This window comes from Lipingzhangella halophila (assembly GCF_014203805.1).
In the GTDB taxonomy this organism is placed as follows: Bacteria; Actinomycetota; Actinomycetes; order Streptosporangiales; family Streptosporangiaceae; genus Lipingzhangella; species Lipingzhangella halophila.
The window spans coordinates 1,880,130-1,893,444 of record NZ_JACHJT010000001.1 but is presented as its reverse complement, the minus strand read 5'-3'; the positions used below and the strand labels follow the sequence as shown (position 1 = coordinate 1,893,444).

At 71.0% G+C, this 13,315-nt stretch carries 12 protein-coding genes and 1 riboswitch; of the genes, 3 read left to right on the top strand and 9 right to left on the bottom strand.

Going from position 1 to position 13,315, the window contains the following annotated elements; genetic code table 11:
* Positions 1-45: 45 nt before the first annotated feature.
* Both F4561_RS08555 and F4561_RS08550 read right to left on the bottom strand, forming a co-directional pair.
* Positions 46-810, bottom strand: a complete 765-nt coding sequence (locus F4561_RS08555; protein WP_184576439.1) for an SseB family protein — start codon at positions 808-810, stop codon at positions 46-48.
* Positions 811-876: 66 nt separating this feature from the next.
* Positions 877-1,341, bottom strand: coding sequence for a MarR family winged helix-turn-helix transcriptional regulator (locus tag F4561_RS08550; RefSeq protein WP_184576437.1), 465 nt, complete (start codon positions 1,339-1,341; stop codon positions 877-879).
* A gap of 148 nt (positions 1,342-1,489) precedes the next feature.
* Between F4561_RS08550 and F4561_RS08545 the strand changes: the two genes are divergently transcribed.
* The 3 genes from F4561_RS08545 (at position 1,490) to F4561_RS08535 (ending at position 5,877) form a co-directional block, all read left to right on the top strand.
* On the top strand, positions 1,490-2,035 hold the full coding sequence (locus F4561_RS08545; RefSeq protein WP_184576435.1) for a YceI family protein: 546 nt from the start codon (positions 1,490-1,492) through the stop codon (positions 2,033-2,035).
* A gap of 254 nt (positions 2,036-2,289) precedes the next feature.
* On the top strand, positions 2,290-4,911 hold the full coding sequence (locus tag F4561_RS08540; RefSeq protein WP_184576433.1) for a protein kinase domain-containing protein: 2,622 nt from the start codon (positions 2,290-2,292) through the stop codon (positions 4,909-4,911).
* Positions 4,912-4,965: 54 nt separating this feature from the next.
* Positions 4,966-5,877, top strand: coding sequence for an aldose 1-epimerase family protein (locus F4561_RS08535; protein WP_184576431.1), 912 nt, complete (start codon positions 4,966-4,968; stop codon positions 5,875-5,877).
* A 479-nt stretch (positions 5,878-6,356) separates the two neighbouring features.
* Here the strand turns inward: F4561_RS08535 and F4561_RS08530 are convergent, their stop codons facing one another.
* From F4561_RS08530 to F4561_RS08500, 7 genes are all read right to left on the bottom strand, one after another.
* Positions 6,357-6,995, bottom strand: coding sequence for a nucleotidyltransferase family protein (locus F4561_RS08530; RefSeq protein WP_184576428.1), 639 nt, complete (start codon positions 6,993-6,995; stop codon positions 6,357-6,359).
* A 186-nt stretch (positions 6,996-7,181) separates the two neighbouring features.
* The gene (locus F4561_RS08525; RefSeq protein ID WP_184576426.1) at positions 7,182-8,354 is read right to left on the bottom strand and encodes an XdhC family protein; all 1,173 of its coding nucleotides are present in this window, start codon (positions 8,352-8,354) and stop codon (positions 7,182-7,184) included.
* Positions 8,355-8,579: 225 nt separating this feature from the next.
* Positions 8,580-9,017: a PH domain-containing protein gene (locus F4561_RS08520; RefSeq protein WP_184583379.1), complete on the bottom strand. Its 438-nt coding sequence runs from the start codon at positions 9,015-9,017 to the stop codon at positions 8,580-8,582.
* Between the two features lie 96 nt (positions 9,018-9,113).
* A complete protein-coding gene (gene ribH / locus F4561_RS08515) occupies positions 9,114-9,608 on the bottom strand; it encodes a 6,7-dimethyl-8-ribityllumazine synthase (RefSeq protein WP_184576424.1) in 495 nt (164 codons plus the stop codon).
* 46 nt (positions 9,609-9,654) lie between these two features.
* Positions 9,655-11,013, bottom strand: a complete 1,359-nt coding sequence (locus tag F4561_RS08510) for a bifunctional 3,4-dihydroxy-2-butanone-4-phosphate synthase/GTP cyclohydrolase II (RefSeq protein ID WP_184576422.1) — start codon at positions 11,011-11,013, stop codon at positions 9,655-9,657.
* 143 nt (positions 11,014-11,156) lie between these two features.
* On the bottom strand, positions 11,157-11,762 hold the full coding sequence (locus F4561_RS08505) for a riboflavin synthase (RefSeq protein ID WP_184576420.1): 606 nt from the start codon (positions 11,760-11,762) through the stop codon (positions 11,157-11,159).
* A gap of 115 nt (positions 11,763-11,877) precedes the next feature.
* Positions 11,878-12,008, bottom strand: a riboswitch (FMN riboswitch).
* A gap of 124 nt (positions 12,009-12,132) precedes the next feature.
* Positions 12,133-13,146, bottom strand: coding sequence for a phosphatase PAP2 family protein (locus F4561_RS08500; protein WP_246437165.1), 1,014 nt, complete (start codon positions 13,144-13,146; stop codon positions 12,133-12,135).
* Positions 13,147-13,315 lie beyond the last annotated feature (169 nt).

The following is a 13,315-nucleotide window of genomic DNA, read 5'->3' as shown; positions in this document are numbered from 1 at the left end:
CCGGTTCCGCGGCCCGGTTCCCCGCGGCGGCGTGCTGCCCGGGGCCTACTCGCGGCGCTTGGCGCGCACCACGGCGCTCAGCTCCACGCCGCCGGGCAACAGGTCCTTGAGTTCGGTGGCCAGCCGCTCGGCGACCCGGCGCATCGACTCGTCGTCGCGCCGGTCCAGCTCCAAGCGGACTCCAAGGTCGGCGCGGGCGGACTCGTGGATCCGGACGCGCTCGATACCGAACTCGGTGTGCGTGATCCGGTAGATCATCGCGAGGACCTGGGGGTCGTCCTCGGGCTCCGGGATCGCGCCGTGCTCGGCGAGGGTGGCCAGGAAGTGGCCCTCGATGGCGTAGCTGACCGGCCCGGAGACATCGACGACCAGGGCGTCGGCACCTTCGTCGATGGCCGCCCGGCAGGCGTCGACGGTGCTGACCGGAACGGGCCGGGCATCGGCCCGCCACGACTGCATAGCGTCGACACAGGTAAACGCGAGCACGCCGCGCCGCCCGTCCGCACCGAGCATCAACGGCAGGGAGACCCCGCTGCCGTCGTCGTGGTCAGGGTGGTCGGAACCGCCGCTCCCGTCGTCCGTGCCGTCCGCGCCGTCCGTACCGCCGGCGCCGTCCGCGCTCTCCGCGCCGTCCTCAGCGGGCACGGCGACCACCGGGACCAGCAGCCGGGACAGTCCGAGGGCGGCGAGCACCTGGCGGTCACCCGCGTTGCCCCGAGAGTAGGCGTCAAGCTTTTCGCGCACCCGCGGATCGGCCGAGCCGTCGTCGTCGCGGAACCGCTGAGCACCGCTGATAGTTTGTCCGGTCACATCACGTGACTCTACCCATCCCGCCAGCTCAATAGGTGGAGGACAGGGCCGAACCGGGCAACCGGGTCACTGCGCCCGCTCGCTCAGCCCTTCTTCGAGGATGCCCAGGATCTCGCCGAACTGGGCTGCCTGCTCGGCCGAGAGCCGGTCGAACAGGCACTCCCGCACCCGTGTGACGTGGTCGGGCGCCGCCGCGCGCAGTGCCTTCTCCCCGGCTTCGGTGAGCACGGCCCACGAGCCCCGTCGGTCCTCCTCGCAGGTCTCCCGGCGCACCAGCCCGTCGCGTTCGAGGCGCGCCACCTGATGGGACAGCCGGCTCTTGGAGACGATGACGGTGTCGGCGAGCCCGCGCATGCGTTCGCGCTGGCCTTCGGATTCCGAGAGGTGCACCAGGATGCCGTACTCCACCAATGTGAGCCCGTGCCTCCGTTGCAGGTCGCGGTCGAGCACGTCGTGCATGACCGAATTCACCCGGAGAAAGGTTCGCCAGACCTGCTGTTCACCGGCATCGAGCCAACTGACCGCGCTCATAGCGGCAATCGTACTCGCGCGTTTGCGTTCCCGACCCCTCTCCGACTACTTTCTTCTCAGAAAGATTCTTCCAACGTAAGTGCGGCTGCGGGGTCCGCGAGGCCGCAACGCGTGGAGCGTGCCGACGAGTACCACGAAAGAGGACACCATGACCGATCAGGAGCTCATCCCCGGTACCTGGGAGATCGACCCGACTCACTCCATGCTCAGCTTCTCGGTCCGCCACATGATGGTGAGCCGGGTGCGCGGCCGGTTCGAGAAGTTCGACGCCACTCTGACGGTCCCCGAGGACCCGACCAAGGCCGCGGTGCGCGCCACGATCGACGCGGACTCGATCAACACGGACAGCCAGCAGCGCGACGACCACCTCCGCTCGGCCGATTTCTTCGAGGCGGCGACGCACCCACAGTGGACGTTCGAGTCCACCGGTATCCGCCAGTCCGGTGAGGACTTCGTCCTCACCGGTGACCTGACCATCAAGGGCAACACCCAGCCCGTGGAGCTCACTCTGGAGTTCAACGGTGTGACCAAGGACCCGTGGGGGATGACCCGTTGCGGGTTCCACGCCGAGACCGAGATCAGCCGCTCCGCGTTCGGCGTCGACATCGAGATGCCCATGGAGACCGGAGGCGTCGTGGTCGGCGACCGGATCAAGATCGATATCGACGCGGAGTTCACCCACCAGAGCGCCTGAGCCGCGTGGGAACGAACCGGGTCCCACTGATACTGGCTCGCGAGGGCCGCCCCGTGCGGGGCGGCCCTCGTTCGTGTTCGGCCGAGTCGGGTGTGTCACCTCGCACGGAAAGCGAAGAACCACCCGGGCAACCGTGTCGTGGCCGGAAGAGGGCGCGGCTGGGCACCACCGGTGCCGTCCGCCTCGCCTAATCTGTGGGAGAAGGGGCCGATTACACGCTTCCCAGTCCAGCACCGAGAGATCCAGCCTGAGCGATGGCCACACCCGAACCCGATGACCCCAGCGCACCCACGCACCGGATCGAACCGACCGCGACCCGACCCGACCAGGGCGGCCGCGGGAGAACGCGCTGGGTTACCCAAATCCTGCGCCCCGGCAACGGGCGCTCTGAGGTAGGGGACGCCGGCGACGACGCGCACACCTCGGTGCTACCCGCCCACACCCGCCGCTTCGGGCTATCGAACGCCTCGGCCGGCGAGCAGCCGCCGGCCCGGCCGCGGTGGCGGCACCCCACCGGCGCACTGCTGGGCTGGTTCCCGCGCCTGGTGTCGCGAGTGGTGGTCGGACCGGCCGGAGAGCTCGACTACGCGATCCCGGAAGAGCTGCGGCGGTCCTACCGTGTGCAGGGCCACATCGGTTCCGGGGGCGAGGCCATGGTCTACCTCGCCGAACCGGTCGGTGAGCCGGACCGCCAGCTCGCGCTGAAGGTCTACCGCCCCGGCCACGACATCAACCGCGAGCTGCTCGACCGGCTTCGTGCCCGCGGTGCCACCGACCCCTACACTCCGGCGATCCACGGCTACGGCACGGCGCGCAGCTCCTGGGGCGAGGACGTCGCCTGGGAGGCACAGGAGTACTTCGCCGCGGGCTCGTTGCGCACGCTGATCGACCAGGCCCCGCTGCCCGATGAGCGGGCCCGCGACATCGTCGCCGCGGTCGCCGCCTGCCTGCACCACTGGCAGGACTCGCTGCAGCACAACCACACCGACGTCAAGCCCGAGAACCTGCTGATCCGCAAAGCCGACCCGCCGGTGTTCGCCCTCACCGACTTCGGAGGCGCGGTCCGCGCGACGATGAGCCGGGTCTACGGAAGCCAGGCCGTTACCGAGGACTACGCGGCCCCCGAGGTCATCGAGGGCCGGCGCGAAGCGCCGGCCGCGTGGTGGTCCCTTGGCGTCATGGCGCACGAGATGATGGCCGGGCGCCGACCCGTGCGCGGGGAGAACTGGCTTACCGTCCGCAACAGCGAGGTGGACGTCTCGGCGATCCCGGACGAGGAGTGGCGGCTCCTGGCCCAAGGGCTGCTCACCCCGGTACCCGCGGCCCGGTGGGGCTACGCCGAGGTGCGCCAGTGGCTGGCCGGGGAACGCCCGGAGATCGTCAAGGCCCGCCGGTACGCGCCCATCAGCTTCGCCGACGTCTCCCACGACGACCCGCCCAGCCTCGCGTTCGACCTCATGGACCGCTCCGACAAGGGCTCCGTCTGGCTGCGCACCCACTGGCCGACCCTGCGGACCTGGCTGGACCGCGAGGCCAACGACTACACCTTCGACCGCTCCTACCTCACGGTCCTCGACGACGAACCCGAACGCGCGCACGTGGCGATCAGCGCGCTCGCGGCGCGGTTCGTGCCCGGGATGGCGCCCCGCTACCGCGGGCACGAGGTCAGCGCCGAAGGCGTGCTGGCCATGGCCGTGGGCGAGTCCGCCCGGCACGCGACCCTTCGCGAGGCCATCGAGCTGGGCGCGCTCGGGCTCGCCGCGCGCCACTGGTGCGACCATCCGGTCTGCCGTGCCGAAGGCACAAACCGCTGCGTGCTACTCGAACGCGTGCAGCACGAGGTGCCCCTCATCATGCGGCAGGTGCGTACGACCGTGGAACGCGTGCTCGCCACGGACGCTCGCGACGTCGCGGAGAGGACTCCCGCCACACACGAATGGGACAGGGCATGGGCCGAGGCCACCGAGCTGGTCCTGGATCCCGATGCGGCCACCCGCAAACGCCGGCACCTGCGCGCGCAGTCCTGGCACCCGGCCCATCGCAGCGATGCGCCGCGCGCGGAGTGGTGGCGTGCGCAGCGAAGCGCGGCGTTACGCGGCCCGCACGGCGACGTCGCCACCAACGCCGCGATCAGCACAGCGACCATGCTGCTACCAAGCGCCCTGCGGGCCGGCGCGGCCCAGCGCCAGCTCGACCGCGACCAGAGCCGCGGGCGCTGGCGCGAGCGCTGGCACCGCATCGCCGCCGCGGTGGGCGGCGGGTGGTCCCGGGCGCGCGAGCGCCTGCCCGGTGGCGACTCCCGAGGGGACAACGGTGCTCAGCCACCGCCTGACCCGGATCGGCCGCCCTCCGGCACCCCGTACCGGAACGGGTCCCAGACGCAGCGGAAACAGGACCGCGAGCGGCGACGCGTCGATCGGGGGATGCGCCAGATCGAGCGCGCGATGGGATCGGGTCGGTGCCGCCGGTTCGCCTACCCCGCCGGCCTGGCGGGCCTTGCCGAAGGACTGGGCAGGTCGCTGCTGCCGCCCGAAGGCTTCTTCCCGCAGAGCGACGCGGTGCTCGCCGGCTACGAAGTGCTCCTGGCGGTCAGCGACAGCCCGCCGGTCTCAGCGCTGGCGGCCGGGGCGCAGAGCGTGACCGGGCTGCTTCCCGGCGGAAGCGGGAATTCCTGGTGGTTCCCGGTGGTGCTGGGGCTCGCCCTGTTCGTGCTCGGACGCACCGCTGCCGGCAAGCAACGCAAGGCGCGCGTCCGGTTGATGTCCTATCGGCTCTCGGTGGCCGGTTCCCTGTTGATGGTGGTCACCGTGCTGGCCGGCGGGCTGCTCACCCTGGGATCGGGGATACTGATACCCCTCGATTCCGTGCTCGGTTGAGCACCCGCGTATGCTCCCTCCGGTAGTCCGCGTCACGTGGGAAGTTGGTGTCGGGTGAGCGACGCGTTCGAACTCAGGGCGGGCGAGTATTGGGCGGTGGTCGAGCCTCGCGGCGCGGCACTGTGCCGGCTCGGCCGTGGCGGCGACGAGCTGCTCTGGGGGCATGACCCCGGCGGGGAGGTTCGGGGGTTCCAGGGCCAGCTCCTGGCCCCGTGGCCGAACCGCGTCGCCGAGGGGCGCTACGTGTTCGACGGTGCCGAACACCAGCTTGAGGTCACCGAACGCGGTGGCAGCTCCGCCATCCACGGCCTGGTCCACGCGTTGACGTGGCGCCCCGAAAACGTCAGCCCGCAGGGGGTCACCCTTGGCTGCACGCTCGACGGCGCCCCCGGGTACCCCTTCCGGTTGGCGGCGACAGCGGACTACCGGCTCGACGCCCGCACCGGCCTGACGGTCACCGTCACCCTTCGCAACTCGGGCTCGTCCGCCGCTCCCTGCGGCATCGGGGCACACCCTTATGTGCGGGTCGACAGCACGCTCGACGACGCGACGCTGCGCCTGCCCGCGCGTCTCCGGCAGCCCGTGGACGAGCGCCTCCTTCCGGTGGGCCCGCCGCAGCCACTCGCGGGCACCGACCACGACTTCCGGACCGCCCGACCGGTCGGCTCGACCGTGTTCGACACCCCGTTCACCGGCCTGCAGTACGGCAGTGACGACCTGGCCTGGACTGTGCTCAGCGGCTCCGGCAACGCGGTAGGGCTGTGGACCGACCGCACCTGCCCCTGGCTCCAGGTCTACAGCGCCGACCGCTTCGTCGACCCCGGAAACCGGGGCCCGCTCGCGGTGGAGCCCATGACGTGCCCACCGAACGCCCTTGCCACCGGGGACGGTCTCCGTGTCATCGCCCCCGGCGAGCAGATGCGCGCCCGGTTCGGCATCCGACACCTGCCGGTCGCGAACCCCTAGAAACGGTCTCGTTTCGGGTCGCCAAAACGCAGGGGCGTGTTCGGGTCGGGTGCCGCCGGGGTTCTGGAGGGTCCGTAGGTGGGGCGTCCGCGACTGGCGAAGCCGACCAGGGCGGCACACCGGAGGCGCCCGAAGGTTCCCGGCTTCGGGGCGCCCGACCCGGCGAGCGCCAGCGAGCCCAAAAACGGGCCGGGCGCCGCCGGGGTTCTGGAGGGTCCGTAGGTGGGGCGTCCGCGACTGGCGAAGCCGACCAGGGCGGCACACCGGAGGCGCCCGAAGGTTCCCGGCTTCGGGGCGCCCGACCCGGCGAGCGCCAGCGAGCCCAAAAACGGGCCGGGCGCCGCCGGGGTTCTGGAGGGTCCGTAGGTGGGGCGCCCGCGACCGGTGAAGCCCATTGGGCACCACACCGGAGGCGCCCGAAGGTTCCCAGCCACCCAGGCACCCGACCCGGCGAGCGCCAGCGAGCCAAGAAACACTACCTACTGAATCCGGGCGGTGTTGGTGTCCTGCTCCGCGGGTTCGACGCGGGCCCGCATGCGCTCCAGGTCGTCGGGGGTGTCGATGTCCTCTGAACTGGCGACGTCGTCGCAGGCGACCGGCGTGACCAGATGGGAGTAGGCGCGTAGGAAAGGGCGGGCCCCGACATCGCCTTCGGCCATCGCGTGCACGCTCGGCCAGTGTTCGCGCCCCAGCAGCACCGGGTTGCGCGGATTGCCGACGTAGGTCGCCACAATCGCACGCTCCCCTTCCGCGTACGCGTTGGCGAGCCGCCGCACCGCCTCGGTCGACACCAGTGGCTGGTCAACGAGGGCCACGAGCACGGCGTCGACGTCCTCGGGCATCGCGTCGAGACCGGCGCGCAGAGAGGACCCCAACCCTTCCGACCAGGCGGGATTGTGCACCGCCACCGTCTCGGACACCTCGGCCGGCGCTGCTCCCGTCACGACATAGATCGGCACGCACCCACCCTCGCGCAGCACCCGGACGCCCCGGTCGACCAGCCGCTCTCCTGCCAGCTCAACAAGGGCCTTCGGCCGTCCCAGTCGTTGCCCCTCCCCGGCGGCCAGCAGGAGACCGGCGAGCTGGGGCTCGCCAGTACTGTTCTTACGTGTCGTCATGACGTGATAATGCCACGCTGGTAGGCCAGTTCAGGGTTGTCGTTGATGCCAAACCCCACGACCGAGGCGACCGATTCCCCCTTACGCGGAGGGATGCGCACTACAATGCACTTCGGTTTACGAAAGTTCTTGGCCGATACTGGCCGTTCCGTGACCGAATTCCGCCGGGGTTCCGGGAGGTACGTACTACGGCCAGGTACCGCCGGCACCGGGCTCGGCGGCTCCCGCCGCAACGGGTGTGGCCTGAGTGGCGAGTGGCTCGTTGTGGATACGGCCGCTCGTGGTGCTCAGTGGGCGGCCGCTTCCGCCCCACCGGGTCTGGATCAGCTCGGCCGCGATGGAGACCGCGGTCTCCTCCGGCGTGCGCGCGCCGAGGTCCAGACCGATCGGCGAGCGCACCCGCGCGAGCCGATCCTCGCCGACCCCGGCCTCTCGCAGCCGGGCCATCCGGTCGTCGTGCGTACGGCGGCTGCCCATGGCCCCGATGTAGCCGGCCGGGGTGCGCAGTGCCGCCTGCAGCACCGGTACGTCGAACTTGGGGTCGTGGGTGAGCACGCAGATGGCCGTTCGTTCGTCGATCTGCGCCTCGATCTCACTGATGTAGACGTGCGGCCACTTCACGACCACCTCGTCGGCCTTGGGGAACCGCTTCGAGGTGGCGAACACGGGCCGGGCGTCGCACACGGTCACCCGGTAGCCGAGGAACGCGCCGATGTCGGCGACGGCGGCGGCGAAGTCGATGGCGCCGAACACCAGCATCCGCGGTGGCGGGGCGAACGACTGCACGAAGACCTCAAGCTCGTCGCGGCGCCGTTGCCCATCAGCGCCGTAACGCAGGACGCCGGTACTGCCCTGGGCCAGCAGGCCGCGCGCGTCGTCGTCGACAGCGGAGTCGAGACGGTCGCCGCCCAGCGTGCCCTCGGCCCGGTCCGGCCGGATGATCCGGCGGGCGCCCAGCCTGCGCGGGCCGGCCACAATGGTCGCGACCGCGATCGGCTCGTGCGCGTTGATGGCCGCCACCACCTCGGGCAGGTCCGGATACAGCGTCCGGCTCACCGGCTCCACCAGGACGTGCAGCGTTCCCCCGCAGGTGAGGCCGGCGGCGAACGCGTCGTCGTCGCTGACCCCGTAGCGCTCACGTGCCGGTTCTCCACTGGCCATGACCTCCTGTGCCAGCGCGTAGACGGCCCCCTCAACACAACCGCCGGACACACTGCCGATGACCTCCCCCGAGGCACTGACCGCCATCGCCGCGCCAGCCTCCCGCGGTGCACTCTTGTAGGTGTCGATGACGGTGGCGAGCGCGAACGTCTCGCCTGACGCGAACAGTTTGGCGACGGAACCACGGATGTCGCGCACGTGGCACTCCTCTCAGCGAACGGCCCCCGATACCCGTTTCTTGAGGCCAGCCTATGTCTCTGTCGGCTTGGCGGATGGGAAGTGCGGCAATGTCGGGGGCCATGCGCGGTGTCCTGATAGCCCGATACATACCGTTTCCGAACGTCCGACTAAACCTCGTGGCCCGCTCTGCCTGCCGCGGGTGTCCCATCCCGGCCGCGTTTCGCCCGGACCCCGGCGCCAGGCCTACGGGCCGCCGGGCTCCTCTGCCTCTCCGTGGTCGTGCAGCAGCTCGCGGAACTCCGCGAGGTCCGCCCGGGCGCGCTCGCCGTCGTTGCTCTGGATACCCATGACCGCCAGCGTGGACCCGTCAGCCAGATCCATCGAGGGCCACGGCTCCCCCGCCGGCATCCGGATGTCGATGATCTCGGCCCATTCGAGCACGTGCGTGCGGATGCCGTTGACGACGGTGACGCGGCGCTCGGTGGCGACCAGTCGCGGGCGACCGAGCAGGTGCAGGACGCCCACCCCGACAACTCCGATCAGGACCAGGCCAAAACGGTCCGTCACCTGGAACTGCTCCGGGAGGACCACCGCCAGGGCCACCATGGTGGCCAGGACCAGTACGGCCAACCCGTAGGCGACTACGCGGATGTTGCGCGGCCGCCACGTCACCGGCGGCATCGGGCTCTCGGCGGCCCCGTCCACGGCGATTCCTCCGCTCAGTTCCCGGGCCGCGCCCGCCTGTTCTTCCGCTGTCCGGTGGCTCCCGGCGCCGCCTCACGCGGCGGGCTGGCCGTGCCTCTCACGCAGTGTCCGCAGGGTGACGGCGGTGTCGAGCGCGGCCACAGCCGCCTCGCGGCCCTTGTCCTCGTGGCTGCCCGGCAGCCCGGCACGTTCCCGCGCCTGATCAAGCGTGTCACAGGTCAGGACGCCGTTGGCAACAGGGCTGGCGGCCCGCAACGCGACATCGGTCAGCCCCTGGGTGAGCGATTGGCAGACGTAGTCGAAGTGCGGTGTCGCGCCCCGGATGACCGCGCCCAGCGCCACGACGGCATCGTGGGTGCGGGCGAGTTCCTGGGCTACGACCGGGATCTCGATCGCCCCCGCGACCCGCACCACGGTGGGGGCTGCCACTCCCGCACCCTCGGCCGCCCCGACGGCGTTGGCCAGTAGCGGGTCGACGATCCCGGCGTTCCACCGGGTAGCGACGATCCCGAGCGTGAGCCCTGCCGCATCGAGGGTCAGGTCGCCAGGGCGCCCCGTTCCAGTCATGGTCGCGTGTCCTCCGTCGCTGTTTCGGTGGGTACTCGGATGGCGCTCAGTTGACGACCGCGATACCGGTCAGGTCGTGGCCCATCCGGTCGCGCTTGGTCTGCAGGTAGCGCAGGTTCTCGTCGGTGACGACGGTCGGCATCGCGATCCGTTCGGTGACGGCGATCCCGTGCCCGAGCAGACCCTCGGTTTTGCCCGGGTTGTTACTGATCAGCCGGACGGAGCGGACTCCCAGGTCCGTCAGGACCTGGGCGCCGGCGCCGAACTCGCGGGCGTCTGCGGGCAGGCCCAGCTCCAGGTTGGCGTCGATGGTGTCGGCACCGGAGTCCTGCAGCCGGTACGCCTGCAGCTTGTGCAGCAGCCCGATGCCGCGGCCCTCGTGCCCGCGCAGGTAGACAACAACACCGCGGCCCTCCTCCGCGATCGCCGCCATCGACGCGTCGAGCTGGGTACCGCAGTCGCAGCGGTGCGAACCGAAGGCGTCCCCCGTGAGGCACTCCGAGTGCAACCGCGTGAGCACGTCGGTGCCGTCGCCGATCTCCCCCAGGATGAGCGCGACGTGCTCGGCGCCGTCGGCCATCCCGCGGTAGCCGACAGCGCGCCACTGCCCGTACGCGTTCGGGATGGTGGTCTCGACGACACGCTCGACCAGTGACCGCGGCGCGGACGGGGTCACGCCGCGAACGGTGCCGGTGGAGTCCTCGATGTAGCGCACGAGCTCCTCGATGGAGACGAGGCACAGGCCGTGCTCGTCGGCGAACCGCCGCAGCCCGGGCAGCCGGGTCAGGGTGCCGTCGTCGTTGACGACCTCGGCGAGCACGCCCGCCGGGCGCAACCCGGCCAGGCGGGCGAGGTCGACGGAGGCCTCAGTGTGCCCGCGGCGGGCCAGCACCCCGCCCGCGCGGTAGCGCAGCGGCAGGACGTGTCCCGGGCGCACGAAGTCGCCGGCGGTACTCTCGGAGTCGGCGAGCAACCGGATGGTGTGCGCCCGGTCGGCCGCGGAGATCCCGGTACTCACCCCGCAGCGCGCGTCGACCGTGACTGTGTACGCGGTGCGCAGGCTCTCCTCGTTGACCGTGGTCATGAGAGGCAGTTCCAGCCGGTCCAGCTCCGCGCCGAGCATCGGGACGCAGATGACCCCCGAGGTGTAGCGCACCATGAAGGCGAGCAGCTCCGGAGTGGCCGCCTCAGCGGCCATGATGAGGTCGCCCTCGTTCTCCCGGTCCTCGTCGTCCACGACAACGACGGGACGGCCGGCGGCCAGGTCCGAGAGCGCCTCGGCGATGGTGTCGAGCTTGATGGGGGTGCTGTCCGGGTCTCCCGTGGCCCCGGGGTCCAGTGTCGCGCGGGGCTGGCCTGTTGGGTCCCCCACTCGCTGCGCCGCACTCCGGTCGCTGATCGTCATAGGTGCTCCCTGCGCTGCGTTGTTGATCGACGTGCTCGGGGGGTGTTCCGGGCTCGGATGTCGGCGCGCCGCGTACGGCCCATGCTCGATCGCGTGGCCGGCGCCGTCCCGCGGTGCGGCTGCCTGCGTGCCCGTGCCGGCCGTCATCGGGCGGCTCCCGGAGCGGAGACCGCCAGCTTCTCCACGTACTTGGCGATAACGTCGACCTCGATGTTGACCGGGTCGCCGGCTTTCTTCCGGCCGAGCGTGGTCAGGTCGAGCGTGGTGGGGATCAGGGCGATCCCGAAGGAGTCGGCGTCCACGGCGGCCACCGTGAGACTCACGCCGTCAACGGTGATGGACCCCTTCTCCACGACGTACCGGGCAAGGTCGCCGGGCAGCGAGAACGTCACCGTCTCCCACCTCTCGCCGGGGACGCGCCGCAGGATCTCACCGGTCCCGTCGACGTGGCCCTGGACGATGTGCCCGCCGAGACGGTCGGACACTTTGGCGGCGCGCTCCAGGTTGACCGGGGCGCCGGGGGCGAGAGCGCCCAGGCTTGACCGGTCCAGGGTCTCGCGCATGACATCGGTACGGAAACGCGGGCCCGCGACTTCGGTGACGGTCAGGCAGACACCGTTGACCGCGATCGAGTCGCCATGCGCGGCGTCGGAGGTGACGGTTGGGCCGTGGACGGTCAGTTCGACGGTGTCGCCCGCAGGCGCGACCGCGGATACCTCGCCCAGTTCCTCTACGATTCCGGTGAACACGTCCGGGCCATCCCCTTCGCCTTGGTCTGGCCCCGGGGATGGTTCGTTCGGCGGTCACCGCCCGAAAGGACCGGGCGGTCCCGCCGGATTCGACCGGCGCTCGCCGCCTGGCCCCACGCGCACTGCCTCCCATCCGGACTTTCACCGTCGGTACCGGAATTCCACCGGTTCAACCGGCCGATGGATTCGGCCGGGTCGCGGACTGTCACCGCCGGTTCGGACTTTCACCGACCCCGGAGCACGCGTTGGACAACATCTCGATCACCCGATGCGGTGCCCGAGCCCTCACTGGGGAGGCCCGGGGCCTGGCGCGCCAGGAGACCGATGTCGACAAGCGTAGCAAAATCCGGCGCGCCCGGCCGCGACCGGGTCAGGAAGTGACCCCCTGCGGTTGCGCGGACTCCGGCCGCGTTGCCAGGCCCATGCGCACGAACAGCTCCGGCGCCGCGAGCGCGCCCCAGAGCGCGATGAGGGTGTACAGGACGTACTCGCGGACGGCCGCGGCGGCGCCATCGGCGCCGGGAACCGCCACCTGCGCCACCACGAGGATCAGCACGATGCCCGCCATGCCGAGCACGTAGCGGGTCACGCGCGAGATGAGGGAGCCCTGCGCGCTGTACCACCCGCGGGCGGCCAGCACCGAGAATCCGACCATCGCCCCGAAGAGCCCGCCACCGAGCATGAACACATACTCGAGTGTGGCGGCCGGCGGGTCGGTGGGCACCGTGCCCGTCCACTCGGCGGGCTCCGTCCAGCCGTCGCGCACGAGCGTCTGCAGACTGAGGGTGAGTACCCCGGGCACCAGGGACGCGGCGAGGGCCAGCCCGACCTGCGGGCCGAGGGCGCGCTGGCGCCACCACCGCAGAAGGGTCCGCTCGTACCGCAGCACCAGCCAGAGGAGGGCCGCGCCAACCGCGAGGCCGGCCACGACGTCGGTGAGGAAGTGCGCGCCCAGGTAGACACGCGAAAGAGCGACGAGCACGATCACCGTTGCGGCGGCCGGCCAGATCCAGCGGCGCCGGATCTTGGCGGCGAGGTAACCCCAGACCGCGACCGCGGACTGGGTGTGTCCCGACGGCATCCCGAACGTGGCCTCGGGGCTCATCGACGTCACCACGGGGTGCAGCCAGTACGGGCGCGCGCCCACCACGATCGCCTTCAGCAGTCCGTTGACCACCGACGAGCCCATGAGCATAAGGAACACGCGGGCACCGACACCGGCGTGCACACACCAGAACAGCAGCGGGAGCAGCAGGAGGAACAGGCCCTTCGAGCCCAGGAAGCTCGCCCCCCGCATCGGCGGTTCGAGCCACCCGCCCAGGGACTGCAGCCACAGGACGAGGTCGACCTCAACGTCCCACATCCCGTCCAGCAACGTCTCCATGCCATGCCACCCCAACTAACGGACCCAGACGACCCGGCTACCGGTCCCGCTCGCGCCACGATGGCATTCACGCACCACCACGCGGGTGTTGTTGGATGGTACGGGCGCCGACCCGCGTTCTGCCAAGTTGGCGCCGCCGTGTGGTGCCCATACGCGGGCACGGCCGCTC